Here is an 18,279-nt window from a genome sequence, read left to right on the forward strand (position 1 = left end):
AACTAAGTTGAGAATGTAATTCAGAATGGTTAAATAAAATTTGATAAATATATTATACAATTTGCTTTCCTGAAGTCAAATATAATAAACTATTTAATTGTGGAAATTTTTAATAGATCCTCTGTGATGCTTTTAAAATTTGGCAAAAAAAAACCACAGCCCTCATAAAAATATCTAAAAAAGTTTTTTGATGTCTTTATTAGGCTGTGGTTTTTTGTTTGGAATTCACGTTTGGTTTACAGATTATTTATCACAAAATCAGTCATTAATTGATATAAATGATATCTTTGTGAGGGACGACGGACACCGTGTCGTGAACGGGGGTAGAGCATTAACGAAAACTTTTTGTTGGCTTTTTGCAATTCATAAATGAATTGAATGGTATTTTGCAGGTGGACATTATCATCCATTGTTCCATGAATAATGAGCAGATTTCCATGCAAATTTTTTGCGTGCTGTGTTGGTGAACTTTTCAAATACCCTTGTGTATTGTTTTGCGGCATGGCCATGTAACGTTCGGTATATACCGAATCATAGTCACGCCAATCGGTCACAGGAGCTCCGGCAATTCCTATTTTGAAACTCTTACTGTTTGTGAGAGCATAGCTTGTCATGTAACCGCCATAACTCCATCCCCACATACCTATTCTCGTACTATCTACAAATGGCTTTTTCTTTAACCAAGTCAAACCGTCTTCTAAATCGCGTAACTCCAACTCTCCAAAATTGCGATATACTTGCCAGGTATATTTCATACCTCGGGCACTAGCGGTACGATTGTCACAAATCCATATAATATAACCTTTTTGTGCCAACATTTGGTGCCAAAGGTATTGGCTTCCGCGCCAAGAATCGCGTACGGAAGGGGCATGCGGCCCACTGTATGTGTAGCAAAATACAGGATATTTTTTTGTCGCATCAAAATTCACTGGTTTAATCATCAATGCATCCATGACAAACCCATCTCTTGTTTTGACTTTGTGAAACTGCGTTTTTCCCCATTTGTATTTACGAAGATTCTCCACTTTCGCCACCGCAATTTTTTTTACTTCTTTGCCACTATTGTCATACAAGCGCAATTGTGTGGGAGTGGTGACATTACTCCAGTAATCGAAAAAATAGGAAAAACCTTTACTGAAGGAAACGCGGTGGTTACCAGCAAATAGCGTAAGTTTTTCAATGGTGGAACTTTTTATGTCTGTGTAGTAACTGTGGTCTGCGATCGAGCTATCTTTATTCGCAGAAAAATAAATGCGCTGGTGTTTTTCATCATAGCCATAAACACGTTTTATTTCCCACTCTCCGGTCGTGAGCTGCTTGATGAGCTTGCCATCTGTTTTGTATAGGTACAAGTGTTTGAAACCACTACGGTCACTACACCACAAAAATTGATCGTCTGCCAACCAAATAGGAGCTTCGTTGACGCGTACCCACGCCGAGGACGTTTCACGCAGTACTGTTGTTGATTTTCCACTACCACTTTGCGCAATATTAAAATCAAGCCATGTTTGCTCACGGTTTTGCAATTTGTAATAGACGCGTTCACTGTCGGGTAACCAGCCGACTTGAACAATCAAAAACGCTTGCGCTTCATATTTGAAAGTGTCGATCCATGTGGTGCTGCCTCCCGCGACATTGATCACTCCAAGACGTACACTGGGGTTGGGATCACCTGCTTTGGGGTAAGAGGTTACTTCAAGTTCTCCGCGATATGGGATGTGGTCGACAACGGTGAATTTATTTACAGGAGTTTCATTGAGTTGCAAGTAAGCGATTTTTGTGCCATCTGGACTCCACCAATAACCTTTGAAATTACCACGGCCGTATATTTCTTCTTGATATACCCAATCGAGACGCGCATTGAATAGATTTTCGCCTCCGCCTTTGGTTAAGGATCTAACGTGTTGTGTGGCAATGTCGACGATATACAAGTCGTTGTCTTGAATAAAACTCACAAAGGCTCCATCAGGACTAAAATGGGCGACGGTTTCGCGTTTTGCCGTTTGCGTGAGGCGGATGGCTTTTTCACTGTTGAGTTTGTAGTAAAACAAATCATTGAAGGCACTGACGAGTACGGCACTTTTATCACTGTTAAAGGCATGAGAGCGGCGTGCAATGTTTTGTGCCTGGGCTTTGGTAATACCAGGAAGGGCAGCAAAAGCGGCGGACATTTTTTCCGCACTGTAAAATAGAGTTTTTTGTTCATTTTTGACATTATGAACATACCATGTGGCGACTTTGCCATCAAAATCCAATTGCAAATATTCCTGGTCATTTAGCCATGTGACACTTGGTATAGAGCTGCTGAGTTTAATTTTTTTTTGTGGATGATATATATCTTCAAGGGTAAGGTTTTGTGCATATAAAACGCTGAGGACACATATGCATAACCACAACATAATGTTTTTGCTCATGTAAATCTCCTGTTTTTTTATTTCATAATATGCTAATATACGCAGCAAAAAACGTATAGTACATCCCTTAGTATACAAATTATTCAGGTAAGCACAATGACGAAAATATACGATACTATCATCATCGGAGCCGGTATTTCAGGTTTGATCGCTGCAACACATCTACAGAATTCAGGAAAAGATGTGGTGGTGGTGGATAAATCGCGTGGTGTCGGAGGACGTATGGCAACACGCCGTATTGGCGAAGCGACTTTCGACCACGGAGCACAATTTTTTACTGTGCGCAGTGAAGCGTTTGCGAATTTTATCTCGCAAAATGAAGACTGTGTGCACCATTGGTGCGACGGATTTTTATTTGGCGACGATAACTCCGAGTTGCGCAAAGATGGTCATCCGCGTTACTGCGGAGCAAAGGGAATGACTACTTTGGCCAAAAAGCTCGCTACAAATTTAAATGTACAGCTAAAAGAGAAAATACAAAGCGCGGTATACAAAGAGAATTGGTGTGTTTCGGGTGTGGAAGACTACCACGCAAAATCTCTCATTCTCACCGCCCCCATTCCGCAGTCTTTGGCCATATTAGAAGGTGTCGAATTTGACGGACGTGGAGAATTGGCAAAAATTGAATATACACCTTGTTTTGCGGTTATGGTGAAAACATCCGCCGCGTCGAATATTCCGCAACCTGGGGGAATAAAAAATGCCAGTACTGACATTGAGTGGCTGGGAGACAACATGCAGAAAGGAATCTCTGCAAAACCGGGAATTACCATTCACTCTACCCCAGAATTTACGGAAAAAAACTGGGACCGCGATTTTGATGAAGTGGCAAAAATACTTTTGCAGCAGGCCGACAAATGGTTGGGCGGAGAGGTCGAGGACTACCAAGTACATCGCTGGCGTTATTGCGCACCAAAACAGGTGTATCCGCAGCGTTGTTTTGTTGCGAAGGAGATTGCGATGGGAATGTGTGGAGATGCTTTTGCTGGACCAAAAGTAGAAGGTGCTTTTCTTTCTGGAGTGGCTATGGCTCAGGAGATGTTAGCATGATGGGAAAGGACAAAGATGGAATTACTTCGAGATAAAGTCGTACTAGTAACGGGAGCCTCCAGTGGTATCGGTCGCGAAGCGGCAAAACAACTGGTGGAAAAAGGTGCGATCGTAATTGCCTGTGCACGGCGTTTCGATCGATTACAAAAATTACAAAAAGAAGTTGATAATAAAGAGCGCCTAGACATCATACAGGTAGATATGCGCTCTGAAGATGAAATACGCACAATGTTCACTAAAATTAAGGAACAATACAATGGAGTGGACATTTTAATCAATAACGCCGGAGTTTCACACCGTTCCCCGTTGGTGGATGGTGATGCGGAACTGTGGCGTGAGATGCTAGAGGTGAATGTTCTGTCGTTGTGCATTTGTACACGCGAAGCGATACAACAAATGCAGGAAAAAAAAGTAGATGGACATATTATTCACATTTCGTCGATGTCAGCACACCGCGTTCCTCCCGGAGGGGGAGTTTACGCGGCAACAAAGCACGCGGTCAAAGCACTTACCGAGTCACTGCGTAAAGAATTGCGTGTTGCCGGAAGCAATATTCGCATTACCTCGATAAGCCCTGCGCTTGTGAAAACCGCGTTGATGACGAGCTATTTAAAAAACGAAGAGGCACGTAGTATGTTCACCACCACAAAAGTCCTTGACGCCGATGACGTTGTCGCTGCGATTATTTACGCATTAACGCAACCGCCTCATGTGCAGGTACATGATATCTTAGTGCGCTCCGTGCATCAAATTACCTAATTTCCAAAACGATCGTATTTTTCAATAATGCGTATCTGCTCTATTTTCTGCGGCGTTAGTAACGGAATAATATCTGGGTAGGACCTGCGTAGAAAATTTCCGGTAATACGACGTACCTCTTTTCTTTCTTGATACGAATAGGCGGTGATCATATTTTGTTCCAGGGCATATGCCAAATATTTTTTGGCAAGGGGATCTTTATTATTCTGTGTTTGTTTTAGACGTAAAGAAGCAAGGGGAACACCATAAAGGTCTTTACTGTAATGCAAAAATAAATATTTGAAAATGCGATATGCCTTGTCATTGTCGCCTATTTGCGCGTAAAGATTTGCCATGCGTGACATTAAACGCTGAGTTTGCAATGTATCGAGAGACTCTAGCGTGTCGCGTACAGCATCGTTTTTGTTTTGCCACAGGTATATTTCTGCCAATTCTACCCAGTAACGAGAGTAGTTATAGTACCTTGTCGCCTGCAACAAATCTTTGATACTCTCCTCATATCGACCTAGGCTGCGGTAAACAACGGCTCTTTCATAATAGAATTGAGCCATATCTTTTTCCGACAGCGATGGATGGATACCCCTCCTAATTCGCGCTAATTTTATTGCGTGAGATAGCCATTGCAGAAACTGCTGTTGTTGCGATGCCGGAACTTGTCGCAAAAATACGATATACCCCCCGTAATTTTCCTCGGTGTTCTGGTGCAAGTTCATTTGCTTAATGATCACCTCCTGCCACAAATGAAACCTAAGAGTACTGTGAAACCCAATAGCAGCCCCCATTACCTTAGCGGTGTCTGTTTCGCGTAACATTTGTTGGTATATTTGTTGTTTTTGTTCTTTCGTGGCAAGAACTACTTTCGCTGCCATCGCATTCTTGCGTAAAGTTGGATTTGGACTTTTGAGTTTTTTTTCCACAAAAGCTTGTTTTTCTGACACTTCGGTAACGGTAATAATTCTTTTAATGAACGTTCTCATGAAAGGTTGCATTTTTTCAAGTGAGTCGAATCTCACAAAGGGCCTTCTCAGATAAACTAATATAGAGTTTTGTAATTCTGTACTTTGGTTTTCGATAAGGTCGAGACGATAATAGCCCAAAGTGGCAAAAGATATGCATACCCATTGACGTAGAAGAACATTGGGGTCGTTCAGTAGTTGTGGGAATTCACGTAAAATTTGTTGGTAGCGCAGAATATTTTTTTGTACGCTGTTGGCACTAAAAAGACGCATGAAGTTTGCGGCCATGTACGTGTATATTCTTACAAAAGGAGATAGTTCAGTGTTATAAATGACACGCTGAATCGTTTGGTAACTTTGGTTTTGGTTACTATATCCATAAATAGCACGTAAACCTATATTTCCTGGCTTTTGTATCAAGCGCTTGAGATCATCGGCAAAACGATCTATTTTAACTTGATTGTAGTTATCTAGATAGAATAGGGGAATGGATTTAATGTACTCGGAAGGGTCATTTAGTCCTATTCGGTATTCTCGGATAAATTGTTTGGGGTTGCGAAATACTTGTGGAGAGATCCAAAAGTAGTAGTGGGCATAAGCACGATGTACAATAGGTTGCGAGTACTGCATATTGCTTGTTAGAATTTTGAGACTCATGATCAACTTTTTTGGGTATCTGGAGTTGATTGCCGCGGTACTGGCCGCAGCATACAGTTTTACGATGGGGTAATGGCTGTCTATGAGTTCATATAAAATGTCGCTGGCGAGTCTATTTTCGAAACGCCACTCAGGAGGTCGTCGATTGCGCAAACGGTGTTTGGGGTAGATGAATGTACTTTTGGCAATAAGGGCTAAAAGAAATTCGTGGCCCTGTTGCTGAGGATTCAACCTGTTCATCTCCTGAAAAACTTTCATATCTTCACGTATTCCCGCTTCTCGAAGAACACACACACTAATAATGGCTCCCACTAAATCTTGAGAAGCTTGCGTTGTGAGGCTTTCAACGGTGGCAAAATCCAAGATTTGTACCAAAGCTTTCGCGGCGAGATAGCGTTTTAAAATACTCTCATTGGTATCTTTGAAGACCTGTTGTAGTAAATGGGGGTTCAAATCTTTTTTAATTTGTGCATTTGTATTCAGATATAAGTGTGCGATTTCGTAGTAAAGAGAGAGTCTTTCTTCGTGCTTTCTTTTCTGTTCAATACTGCGCAAGGTGTCTAGCATTTTTTTGCGTGCTTTTTCAGGTAAAGTCATGGCAAAGTTTTGTGTATTCTTTTGCCAATTTTTCTGATAACGCAAGCGAATGATTCCAACGATGGCACTATCGTAAAACTTTTTTTCGGGAATTTTTTTATCGGTGATTTTACGTATAAGGTCAAAAAATGTTTGTAGTTTTCCGTCAGTGTTGAGGGCTTTTTTCTTCGTTATGTACACATCGCGATACGTGTGTTCGATGGCAGCAAATTTTTCGCGAAATAAATCGGGTGCTGTTACGCGACTTGATTGAGCGCTAATATACTTGAGAAAAATGATGCTGTTGTCCTGTAAAGAGGGTTTCTGAAAACTGACTTCCATAAGAAGCTCAATGGTCGCAACGCTATTGTCTCCTTTTTCTATCGCATTTACGAACGCTTGGTAAGCTTTTTTGTACTCTTTTTGATAAAGGAATGTTTTGCCGAGAAAAGTATAGTATTCGCTGCGATGCGGATTTGCTTTTACACAGCGTTGAAAATATTCGTTGGCTTTTTGTAAATGATGACTTCGCATACGGTCGTTCTTGGCAAACATCTCAAGGTGATATTTTCCCATATACGAAAGGGCGATGTTATCTTGCGGGGCGATACTCTCAAGCTTTTGCAAAATTTGCAATGCCTCTGCAAAGTTTTTCTGTGGCTTTTCCACGGTTTCATATTGACATTGTGCGACGTAAGACAGTAATTCGCGATCAGAGTTTTCGATAATATTCGGAATTTTTTTGAAATATAGCAAAGCGTTGGTGTAGTCTTGTTTCTTATAGTACAACATGGCAATGTAGTAGTTGTTTTTTTCTTGAATATCTGATTCTTTTGGGTATTGCTGCGCTATTTTCTTTATTTGGTAGGCGTTGCGTTGTTCGTAGTACATCGCCATTAAAGTCAGGATCGTCTTATTTTTAATCAGGTCACTCTGTATATGATTTTTATAAATTTTTTGCACTTTTTGGTATTGTTTTAGTTTTGCACAAACAAAAAGTAAATTTTCATACAAAGCATGTGAAGGCTTTGTTTCGCTAGCGATGATTTGTTGCAAAATTTGTTGCGCTTTTGTATACAATTCCTGGTTGATATATCTTTGTGCACGGACAGCAGGTGTACTTTCATCTATTTCGATTTTTTGTTGCACATTAAAATGCAAATACAAACCGCTAAGCAAGGCGCACATCATAACAAAAAGAGCTGTGTATAAAATTTTCCCAAAACGATAGTGAAAACCTAGCCAGCCACCAGAAACCTTTTGCTGATTTAGGAATTTATGTAAATCGTCGGCAAACAGTTCGGCGTTGGCGTAACGATATTGGAGCGTTTGCGTAGATTTGAGCCAAATATTTTCTAGATCTTTTGGAGCGGAAGGATCTTGTTTACTCATCGCGGTAATTTTACTATTTTGCAAGTTAAAGAAAACTTCAACGGCACTCTCTCCCGGAACCATATAGGTTCCCGTTACCATTTCATACAAAATTGCTCCCAGAGCATGTACGTCGGTACGGGCGTCAATTTGAGAACGGTGTCCTGCCATTTGTTCCAGTGACATGTAGCGTGGCGTTCCGACGATTTCCCCTGTTTTCGTGAGTTTATTGTCTTGTACGCGAATATTTTTGGCGAGACCAAAGTCCATGATAATAGGTTGTTGTTCGGGAGTAATGATGATATTTGCTGGTTTTATGTCGCGATGAATAATTTTGTGGCCATGGGCATAGTGGAGCGCTCGTGCAACTTTTTCTAATATGACAATTTTTTGGTGTAAGGATAAAGTTTGTTCTTTTAGACAGACATCAAGCGGTTTACCAGCAATGTATTCCATCACTATGTATATGTAATTTTCGACGCGACCCACATTATAAATTTTGACAATATTCGCATGATCGAGTTGTGCCGAAAGTTGCGCCTCGCGTAAGAATCTTTTTTTTACGACATCGGGGTTTTTCCCCGTAGAAATGAATTTAATGGCGACAGTACGCTGTGGATTTCTCTCTAACGCCTTGTAGACAACGCCCATCCCTCCTTCGCCGATTTTTTGTAGTATTGTGTAGTTATTGGCGAATGTACGTGTTTTTCCACCATCATCAAATAAATTTGTATCTGCCATCAGTTTACCTACTCTATTGTATTATCTTACGTGGTTTTATAACAAAATTTGTTCAGAACTTTAGTGATATGTTTGTAAAAAATTGTCAAACTCTTCTTGGTAGCGCTGCAAGCGTGCCTCAATGTTTTCGTCGAGATCTTCTTCCATGTGATCGACTTTGATGAGAATGTTGGCAAACATGAGTAAACGTCCCATAAAAAATGTTTCTATCTCTCCAGGGTAACTCTGTGGCCAATTACGTACAGAGTCATAACCGTCTTTAAATTTTTGAAAAAGAATCGTGTGATTTGGTCGAAATCGAATATACAAAAGAGCGATAGATATATCTTGGATAGGGCTTCCCCACATACAATCTTCAAAGTCTAAGGCATATAGTTGTCCTTTATGAACCTTAACGTTGTCCAAATGCAAATCTCCATGAATTATTATGGATGGAGAAGCGAGTTTTTGAATGGCTTTTTCGACCTTCTCTGCGGTTTTTTGGTAAATGGAAAGTCGCTTGGTAGGCATAAGTGAGCGGTATTGATCACTAAAAAGAACTTGTTTATCCCAATAAAATACTTTATTCCATTTACGTAACTTGTTCGCTGCGGTAACATGACATTTTTCAGAAGCGTTATGAATAGAAGCCAACAATTTACCCCATTTGAAAACATTGGGACGAGAAACACGACTGCGTAAACTTACACCAGGTATCCATTTAAAAACACAACAGTGTCGCACTACAGGGCTCTCTACTGTTGCAACAAAATGGCTATTTTTGGTGAGTTTTGTGAGTAAAATGGGTAGACGAGGATTTTGCTGATGCATCATATCCAGCCATGTGAGATAAGCAACTAGTTCCTCATAACTCATGTCTCCTGGACGAACAACCTTAATAATATACTGATCATTTTGCTGATCTACCACTTTATATAAAATATTGGAATGCTCTGCGTAAAAGGAAATACTTTTGATTTTTATATCGTATTGAAGTAAAGCATTTTCGACTATCGTGCGCAAGATCGCTAGTTTTTTACGACGTGGTAAATGAGCAAATTGTGTTAAGTTCATCAGAAATCCTATTCACTGTTTTGGTACAAATCAATACTTATTAGTATAGCATATAAATATTGATTTGTACCAATGCTATTTGAGGTGTATCACGATGAGATTTTGTTGATATTTCATTGTGGTTTTGTTAGGGTAAATAAGTTATTCTCAACCACTCTTTACCAAGAAAAATTTATGTGAAATGGGGAAAAATATGCATATTTTGAAAGTATCATTGCTCGCTGCGGTGTTGATTTTGACGGTTAGTGCACAACAAGTACATCATGAGGGAGTACAACTTTATGATACACTAAAAAAAACGGGAATGGTTATGCAAAATAGCATTTCGCAATACGGAGACAATCCCAACAGCGCTGTTACAGTTCTTCGTCTGAACTCTATTTCCAAAGAGGGAAATAAAGAATTGTTAGAACAATACAGCACGAAAAGAGTTCGGGAAAATAAAAGTAGCGAACAAGTTGTAAATAGTCGTGGTGATTTAAATGGCGACGGCGAATCTGATCAGTACGAAGTAACCAAAACCGGTATTCGCGTTACGGATGGTGCTTCCAAGAAAACAAAATTTTATCCTCTACAGCCACCATATGCGGTAAATGGACAGTATGACTTAGATGGCGAACCAGGAATGGAAATTGGTGTTGTCACCATCGGAAATTTTGTGGTGATCAATCATCGTACGCAAAAAATGAAGCGTTACATCCTCAGTGGAGACTATGCCATAAACGGGCAATACGATCTAGACGGAGAACCTGGTTTAGAGATAGGGGTCGTGCAACGTGGAGCCTTTCACATCATCGATGATCGTGAAAAGAAAGCAAAAGCATATTCTCTCTACGGTGATTATGGAGTCAATGGAAGTTACCAGTTAGATGATCAGCCAGGGGCGGAAATTGGAATTATCCAACGCGGAGCTTTACGCATATTGCAACATCGCATCAAGAAAATGAAGTCCTATCCACTGAGTGGCGATTACGCGATCAATGGTCACTACGATGTCGACGGTAAAGCTGGTGAAGAGATTGGGATAGTACAACGCGGTGCGTTTCGCATTTTGCATCATGCCACCGAAGACGTGAAGTCTCATGGTTTAAGTGGAGATTATGCCATCAATGGACATTACGATTTAGATGGTAAGCCGGGGATGGAAATAGGAATCGTACAACGCGGAACTTTTCGCGTAATTCAAAACGGACGATTTCGCAATTATCACCTAGACGGCGACTATGCGATTAACGGTCAATACGACGTTGATGGGCAACCGGGAATGGAAATTGGTGTTGTGCAACGCAAAGCGTTTCGCGTTTTACACAGTAGCGGTAAAATAAAATCGTTCTATCTAGACGGTGATTATGCCATCAATGGACAATACGACGCAGATGGGCAGCCAGGAATGGAAATTGGTGTTGTACAACGCGGCGCATTTCGCATTTTGCATTACATCACCGGAAAGACAAAGTCATATTCCTTGAGCGGCGACTATGCGATCAATGGCAATTACGATGCTGATGGTGAACCAGGTGTCGAAATTGGTATTGTACAACGTGGCGCATTTCGCATTATTGATGACCGTGACCAGAAGATACGTAGCTATGGTTTAAATGGTGATTATCGAATACAGGGTGCTTTTGACCAAGATGGACAACCGGGTGTCGAAATTGGCGTAGAAAACAAAGGCCGCACCGGAAAGATCACCGATCGCATTCAGAAAATTGTGTGGTAATTTGGTGAGTCACTGGTGTGCGATGCCCCCACATCAGTGCATCTAATGGCGTATAGGAAAAGACGTCCTTGGAATGCGTGACAAATACGGATACTTATTGACGCGAATTAACGTTGCGTTTTTTCTTTACTTTTTGAACTACGTAAACTCCCCCTGCGGGGAGTAATCGGCGAAGCCGATTGTGGGGGCATCGTATACCAGCAAATATCTATAAACGAACAATCCTAATCGCGATATTTATCAAACCATGCGAGAATGTATGCTACTTTACTCATCAAATAACTTGGTGTTGCCGCAATACCATGTGAGGCCTCGGGTATACGGACCATTGCGCATTCCACTTTACGCAAACGTAACGCTTGATAAAATTGCTCTGTTTCAGAAATAGGTGTTCGGTAGTCTCGTTCTCCGGTTAAGAGCATTGTTGGTGTGGTTACGTTGCCAACCAACGATAATGGGGAGCGTTTCAGGTAGTGCTCGGGATGCTCCCAAGGAAATCCCGGAAACCAATATTTGCAAAAATAGTCGTACGCATCTGCGGTGAGAACAAAACTATACCAGTTGATAACGGGTTTTGCGACAACGGCGGCACGAAATCTATTGGTCTTTCCTACGATCCACGCACTTAAAACACCACCACCACTACCTCCTGTGACAAATAGATTTTTTTCATCAACATAACCTTGTTTGATGACATGATCAACACCCGACATTAAATCATCATAGTCTTGGCTTGGATAGTTGTGATGAATAAGGTTGGCAAACTCATTGCCATAACTTGTGCTTCCACGGGGATTTATGTATACGGTTACATAACCAGCGGCGGCATATAGTTGTAACTCGGCAGCAAAGTGGGGGCCGTAGCTAGCGAATGGTCCACCATGAATCTCTAAAATGAGTGGATATTTTTTGCTGGCATCAAACTGCGGGGGTTTGATGACCCAACCGTGGATTTTGCGCTTGTCATGTGAAGAGGCAAACCAAAATTCCTCTACACTACCCAATTGTTTGTGACCCAACAAATCTTCGTTAAGGCTGGTAAGAGTGTGTTGTTCGTTTTGATAAATCGCTGCGAGGTCTGCGGGGCGGTCACTGCGCGCTAAGGTATACGCCACTGTTTTTTGCCCTACCGAGAAATCACCCCTAGCATATGGACGCCCCAGAGCGAGCCCTCCTACATTTTTCGCGACAACGGTCATTTCTCCGCTATGAATGTCAATATAGTTTATCTTCGTTTGCCCCAAATCGGTATACGAGAAATAAATTCCTTTTCCGTCATGACTCCAAAGGGCTTTATTAACGCTGCGGTCGAATTTTGCCGTGAGATTTTTTGCTGGCGATAATAGGTAGAGGTTGGTCGTTTGATAGCCTTTGTATTTGTCGTCAAATCCTAGATAAGCTATTTGTCCAGAGGAAGAAACAAGTGGGCCGTGATCGGGACCCATACGCGACGTGAGTTGTTGTGATTTGCCGCTTTTGATGTCTATTTGGTAAATATTAGAATGGAGCGGCTCCTCTGGAGTGGAATTACACGTGTAGATAATGTGAGTGTTTTTCCATGCTAGAGGTCCTTGGTGATCGTATTTTTCTGTGGTGAGTTGTCGTGCGGTACCTCCAGTTGCGGGAACAACAAAAATTTGTTGATTTCCAGGTGTTTTATAACGACCACCGTCAAAACGATAGCGCAGTGCGTCCACAAAGATCGGTGGTTTTGCCCATTTAGCCCCTTGTGGTTTCGCGGGCAATTGTACAAAACTCTTTTTGGGCTTTTTTACAAACATCAAAAAGGCGATGTGTTTGCCATCTGCCGACCAACAGGCACCATGCGGAGACGAAGATACATGGGTAATTTTGTGACTGAGTTTGTCTTCTAGCCAATACAGGTATAGCTGTGTTGATGTGTTGTGTTTTGCTGTATACAATATGCGTGTGCCGTCGGGCGACCACCTTGGGGAATGCGTATGCTCTGGGAGAAGAGGACGATGTTTTTTGCTAACAATATCTACAATCCATATTTGTGTGACCTTGCGATCATTCATTACATCCATGGAGTTGCGTGTATAAACAACTGTTTTTCCATCGGGAGAAACTTGTGGATCGGAGGCATATTCCAATTCAAAAACGTCCATCAACTGTAGTGTGTTGTTACTTTCGGTATAAAGGCATGTGAGTGACAATAACCACAAAACGCAATAAATTTTTTTCATTTTTTGGCTTTCTAGATGTAAATTAATTCGCGGAGTGCACGTAAAAAAATTTTATGCACGGTTTTTATTTGTTATTGTATAAAACATTGATAAGTTTGCCAAAGAGAAACAAATCCACAGCGTTACGATACTTGGAGAAAATAATTTAAAAAAACTCGGACAACAATGTTTCTTATCCACACATATATTATATAGGCAGGTATATATAATAAAGGAGTGAATGATGAATCTTCAAAGAAACTGTTCTACTCTTACAATCGAATTGATACAGTATATTCAGCAAAACCCGGGAACGGTAGCGCATATGAATAAGTTTTTACTAAAATATCAGGACGCTATTTATAAATTCATATTTATGGCTACGGGTGACTATCATGATAGTTTAGACATTACCAATAAAGTGTTACTGTCACTGGCAAAAAAAGTGACGACGATGGATAAAAAAAAATCGTTTAACTTTTTGGTAATTAAGCTGATCAAGGGAGAACTGAGCAATTACTGGCAAAAACAACGTACGAACAAGATGCAGATGCTTAAGCAAGCTCTACACAATAATCAAAAATTTTCGATAATAGAAAACTTAGAGACTTGCAATTCCAAGGCCGGAGAAATACTCGATTTTTTAGTCATCAATAATTTTGTTGAAAATTCGAATATACCGTATGTAAAAAATATTTTCTTACTCAAGTATCGCGATGGCAAAAGCCTGAATGACATAGCAATGGAACTTCAAATAAGTAAACACCAAGTACAGAAGTCATTACAGGAACTTTGCCGGGAAGTGGAGGTCATTCTGAGAGATGAATAAATACCAAGGAAAAAGTGTTGATAAAATTTTGCAAGATTGCGCTAACTTTATTTATTCCACAGGAAAATATCCTGCGGATGTTCGCATTCCGGAATCTTGCAGTACCAATAAGGCCGTAGACCCTACGCAAAAGTATCGTGCGGATAATGTTACGTCAAAAGTACCTCCAAGAGTAGATAACGGCAAACACCCTCCGCCGCAGAATGCGGAAACGATGAAAAACGATAACGCGTTAAAAGCAACACAACGCATAGTACACAAAATAGGACGCTATGTCGTGCTGCGTAAAATAGGAGAAGGAAACTTCGGGCAAGTGTTTCTAGTGCGCGATCCCGAGTGGAATCGCGAGCTAGCTTTAAAGATCATTTGTGGTTCTATGTCGAATAATCTTAGCATAAAGCGCTTTTACCGTGAAGTACAGGCCATTTCTCAATTGAAACACCCTAACATTGTCGGCATATACGAAGTTGGGCAAGACCGCAACAATCATTTTTACACAATGGACTATATTTGTGGGAAATCTCTGGGGGACGTTATTGAAGAAGAAAAGCGCTTGAATTCGCGGAAGGCGGCGAAAATGATGATTAAGGTAGCGAATGCGGTACATTATGCTCATCAACAAAATGTGATACACCGCGATATAAAACCTGACAATATCATGATCGATGAATCTTCGCAGCCCTTTCTTGCCGATTTTGGACTAGCAAAGGCAACGCGTGGCGGAAGTAGATTGTCTCAGACAGGTAGTGTTGTGGGAACCCCTGCTTATATGCCGCCGGAGCAAGCGTCAGGTAAAAACAAAACCATTGATGAAAAAGCGGATATCTACAGTTTAGGAGCGACACTCTATGAAATGGTGACCGGAGTTATTCCGTTTCCGGGTAACAGTGCAATAGCGGTGTTGTATCGCGTGACTTATTCGCGTCCTACACCTCCGCGAGAAATCAATCACAATATATCGCAAGATTTGGAAAACATTATACTCAAATGTTTGGAAAAGAAGAAGCAAGACCGCTACGCAAGTGCTGCGGAAATGAGCGAAGACTTAGAGCGTTATCTCGAAGGCGCTTCGATAAAAGCGACACCAAAGAGAAAAAATCAATGGTTATTTGAAAATGCGATCACGGTTGTCGGTGGCGTTGTTATTTTGACGGCATGCATGTTAGCGGTATTTGTTTGGTATCAGAGTTCGCATATTGCCCATCTGCGTGGTAAATACCAAAGTGCGGTGGCGAAAATCGGGGCAAAACAAGACGAAGTAAATAGTTATAAAAAACAGCTGCGAAAAATGAAAGACGAGATGGAAGAGTTAGATAAAAATGCCTTCCATGCGGTAAAAGAATTGGGAGAATTTGACTTTGCGAAACAAAACCGCAGGCTCATCACTTCGATATGGATGTTGCCTAATGAAATAGAGTCGGGATTATTTTTTCGTAGCACGATGAAGAACCCTTTTATCGAACAAATCTTATCGCGGATGATGAGTAAAAAAATGTTTGACAAAAACAAAATTTTTCTCGTTTCCGGAAAGATGCACCTACAGTTTTATCGTCGCAATAGAAAAAACTCTCTGAAAGTGGCTCTAGATAAATTTCGCAAAGCGTTAAAATCCAACGAAAAAGAGTTTGCCGCGGCATTCCTTGGGTATCAAAATGCATTTTTGTTGGAGGACAAAGCAAAATCCAAAAGTGAAAGAGCATATTTTGCGAAGTTTTTTGATGGTAAGCCACACAATGTCTATTTTTACTTATTTAAATCGTACCAACATAAATTAATAGCGCACGGCAATAATGACGATACTCATTACCAAAAAAGTCTCGACTACATCGATAAGGCTTTGAAATTAGAACCGTTGTTGAATGCCGCGCGCATTGAAAAACAGTGGATTATAAAGCAAAAAAATAAAGATTGTCTGGCGGTGGATTCTCCGATGACAAGTGCAAGCGACATTCTCAATGCGCTAAAAATGATGGTCATTTCATTAGAGAAAACCATGGGAAATGCGGAAGTCAGTAACGATGAAGAATATCTAATTGCCGCACAAAAGTGGTTGCAAAAGGCGACACGTGAAAATAAATTTTTCACAAAGCTCTACATGAAACGATCACTAGTTGTTGCAAAGTGGAAGAAAAAATATCCGCAAAGTAAGCATTACTTGAAGGTATAAAGTAAAGTATTGTACTGATGAAATACGACTTTCGATCAAAAGAAAGTGGGCGTGCAAGAGTTGTTACTTTTGCACGCCTTTTTATTTTGAAAACGCGTTTTTTATACGTAGATACGCCTTTGGCAGGACATGATGATCACAAAATGGTAAAAAAAATAAAAAAGTGAGATACGCAGATTATTTTTTCCCAAACGTATAGTAACAAAACAAGTGCCGTAACTTTTTCATGGTACATCGAACTAATAGAACTAATATAAAATACTTTACAAAGGGAAAAAGAAAATGAAAAAACTTATCTTAATCACATTTGCAGTCGTTGTGAATAGCCTATTTGCGTTACAATACGAAATCGAAATTTTTAATAACGACATGAGTTTAGAGGTAATTTCTGCGGACAAACAAGCAAAGCAACTCGCTCATCGTTTACTGAAAAAAGAATTACGTGCTAGAAAAATAAAAGAATATACCGTAACAGAAGAAGGTGAAACAAATCGTGGGTATGCTATTTCTCTGTATCTTCTGCGCAAAAGCTTTGAGCAACAAAAAATGGTGGTAGAATCTAACGACAATCTAATTACCATTAGTGTGACGGCATACGATGCGGAAAAATTAGCTCAAAAATTACTGCGTCGCAAAGCAAACGGCAGCAGTTTTGGTGAATACGAGGTTATTTCTCAAAGTAATTCTGCAAACACTTATACACTAACAGCGCAACTGTCGAGTCGTATACCATACGCAAGTTCTACGCGTAGTAGTTTGAAAATGTATTGGACAGAAGGCGCTTCCATATTTGAAGATACAATTCTTTTTCAAGCCAATATCAATGGCAAATCATTGCAAAAAATAGGAAAGGTTGATGGGGAAGAATATATAAAGTTTGATATTGATGCTGTAGATCAAAAAATATATCTAGGAGAGACTTCACTTCATACTCCAGGTACAATAAAAAAAGCGAATATGGATTTGTCAAATATTGAAACGGTAATGTCTTTAGATACAGAGATACACCAATTAGCAGTTGATCATGCAAGTAATAGTATTTTTTTTACCGCGGGAGACGCAGGAGGACAGCGGTATCTTTACAAAAGTGATCTTAATGGCAACAACATAGAGGTTTGGGATCATTTGGGAGAGGTTGACGGAAGCTTAAGAATAGATGCGAAAAATCAACATATTTATTGGGCATTTCACGACACAATTACACGTGTAAATACTGATGGTAGTGGTAAAGAGATTGTATATGTAGATAATTCAGGTACAGAGGTTACGGTGATTCATGACTTTGTCGTAGATAGTGAAAACCAAAAGTTGTACTTTGTTTCCTTTGAAGTACCAAGCGATCCGGCGAAATATTGGGTGACATCCATCCGCGGTTTGGACATGAATACACAACAAGTAACAACTGTTTGGGAAGAGGAAGAAACAGAGCTATTTTATTGCGAATTGGATGAAACGCGACAAGTTCTGTACTTTACCTCATCCACAGATGAACTTGACTATATAAAATCCATCAACATCGATGGCTCTGATTTACGAATTGTTCTTGAAAGAGATAGTATCGCTGAATTTAAAATACGCTAAAATAAATAATACTCTAATTGCTAGTTGAATTTAGACTTAAAAAGTCCAATATACTATTTTACAACCACTTATGTCATTGCCGCGAAAGCGGTAAACCAGTAATGTGAAAAAATCATATTACTAGATCCCCGTTTTCACGGGGATGACACGCTGGAGAATTTAACTAGCGGTTGGTAAATAAATACATAATCACGCACGAGAGCGTCTCGTGTGTGCTTT

General features: G+C 40.3%; 10 protein-coding genes. 6 read left to right on the top strand and 4 right to left on the bottom strand.

Features of this window, described 5'->3' with window-relative positions; genetic code table 11:
* Nucleotides 1-236 precede the first annotated feature (236 nt).
* On the bottom strand, nucleotides 237-2,414 hold the full coding sequence (locus UABAM_RS20340) for a S9 family peptidase (protein WP_151969833.1): 2,178 nt from the start codon (nucleotides 2,412-2,414) through the stop codon (nucleotides 237-239).
* Nucleotides 2,415-2,510: 96 nt separating this feature from the next.
* On the opposite strand from UABAM_RS20340, the gene UABAM_RS20345 reads away from it, so the two are divergent.
* The gene (locus UABAM_RS20345; protein ID WP_151969834.1) at nucleotides 2,511-3,464 is read left to right on the top strand and encodes an NAD(P)/FAD-dependent oxidoreductase; all 954 of its coding nucleotides are present in this window, start codon (nucleotides 2,511-2,513) and stop codon (nucleotides 3,462-3,464) included.
* A 15-nt stretch (nucleotides 3,465-3,479) separates the two neighbouring features.
* The gene (locus tag UABAM_RS20350; RefSeq protein WP_151969835.1) at nucleotides 3,480-4,223 is read left to right on the top strand and encodes an SDR family NAD(P)-dependent oxidoreductase; all 744 of its coding nucleotides are present in this window, start codon (nucleotides 3,480-3,482) and stop codon (nucleotides 4,221-4,223) included.
* Here UABAM_RS20350 and UABAM_RS20355 read toward each other — a convergent pair.
* Nucleotides 4,220-8,524: a serine/threonine-protein kinase gene (locus UABAM_RS20355; RefSeq protein WP_151969836.1), complete on the bottom strand. Its 4,305-nt coding sequence runs from the start codon at nucleotides 8,522-8,524 to the stop codon at nucleotides 4,220-4,222. The two genes, UABAM_RS20350 and UABAM_RS20355, sit on opposite strands and share 4 nt — an antisense overlap.
* A gap of 60 nt (nucleotides 8,525-8,584) precedes the next feature.
* Nucleotides 8,585-9,577 carry a phosphotransferase enzyme family protein gene (locus UABAM_RS20360; RefSeq protein ID WP_151969837.1) on the bottom strand — a complete coding sequence of 331 codons (993 nt, stop codon included), beginning with the start codon at nucleotides 9,575-9,577 and terminating at the stop codon, nucleotides 8,585-8,587.
* Nucleotides 9,578-9,770: 193 nt separating this feature from the next.
* Between UABAM_RS20360 and UABAM_RS20365 the strand changes: the two genes are divergently transcribed.
* A complete protein-coding gene (locus tag UABAM_RS20365) occupies nucleotides 9,771-11,297 on the top strand; it encodes a PA5033 family protein (RefSeq protein WP_151969838.1) in 1,527 nt (508 codons plus the stop codon).
* A gap of 224 nt (nucleotides 11,298-11,521) precedes the next feature.
* Here the strand turns inward: UABAM_RS20365 and UABAM_RS20370 are convergent, their stop codons facing one another.
* Complete coding sequence (locus UABAM_RS20370; protein WP_151969839.1) at nucleotides 11,522-13,504, bottom strand: S9 family peptidase; 1,983 nt, start codon at nucleotides 13,502-13,504, stop codon at nucleotides 11,522-11,524.
* 220 nt (nucleotides 13,505-13,724) lie between these two features.
* On the opposite strand from UABAM_RS20370, the gene UABAM_RS20375 reads away from it, so the two are divergent.
* The 3 genes from UABAM_RS20375 to UABAM_RS20385 all read left to right on the top strand — a co-directional run bounded on the left by UABAM_RS20375 (nucleotide 13,725) and on the right by UABAM_RS20385 (nucleotide 18,060).
* Nucleotides 13,725-14,312 (top strand): sigma-70 family RNA polymerase sigma factor, encoded by a 588-nt coding sequence (locus UABAM_RS20375; RefSeq protein WP_151969840.1) that lies wholly within the window; start codon nucleotides 13,725-13,727, stop codon nucleotides 14,310-14,312.
* Entirely contained in the window at nucleotides 14,305-16,479 is a 2,175-nt protein-coding gene (locus UABAM_RS20380; RefSeq protein WP_151969841.1) for a serine/threonine protein kinase, read from the top strand. Before UABAM_RS20375 ends, UABAM_RS20380 begins: the two co-directional genes overlap by 8 nt.
* Before the next feature lie 282 nt (nucleotides 16,480-16,761).
* Nucleotides 16,762-18,060 (top strand): hypothetical protein, encoded by a 1,299-nt coding sequence (locus tag UABAM_RS20385; protein WP_151969842.1) that lies wholly within the window; start codon nucleotides 16,762-16,764, stop codon nucleotides 18,058-18,060.
* Nucleotides 18,061-18,279: the final 219 nt, after the last annotated feature.

This window comes from Candidatus Uabimicrobium amorphum, assembly GCF_009002475.1.
GTDB lineage: Bacteria > Planctomycetota > Uabimicrobiia > Uabimicrobiales > Uabimicrobiaceae > Uabimicrobium > Uabimicrobium amorphum.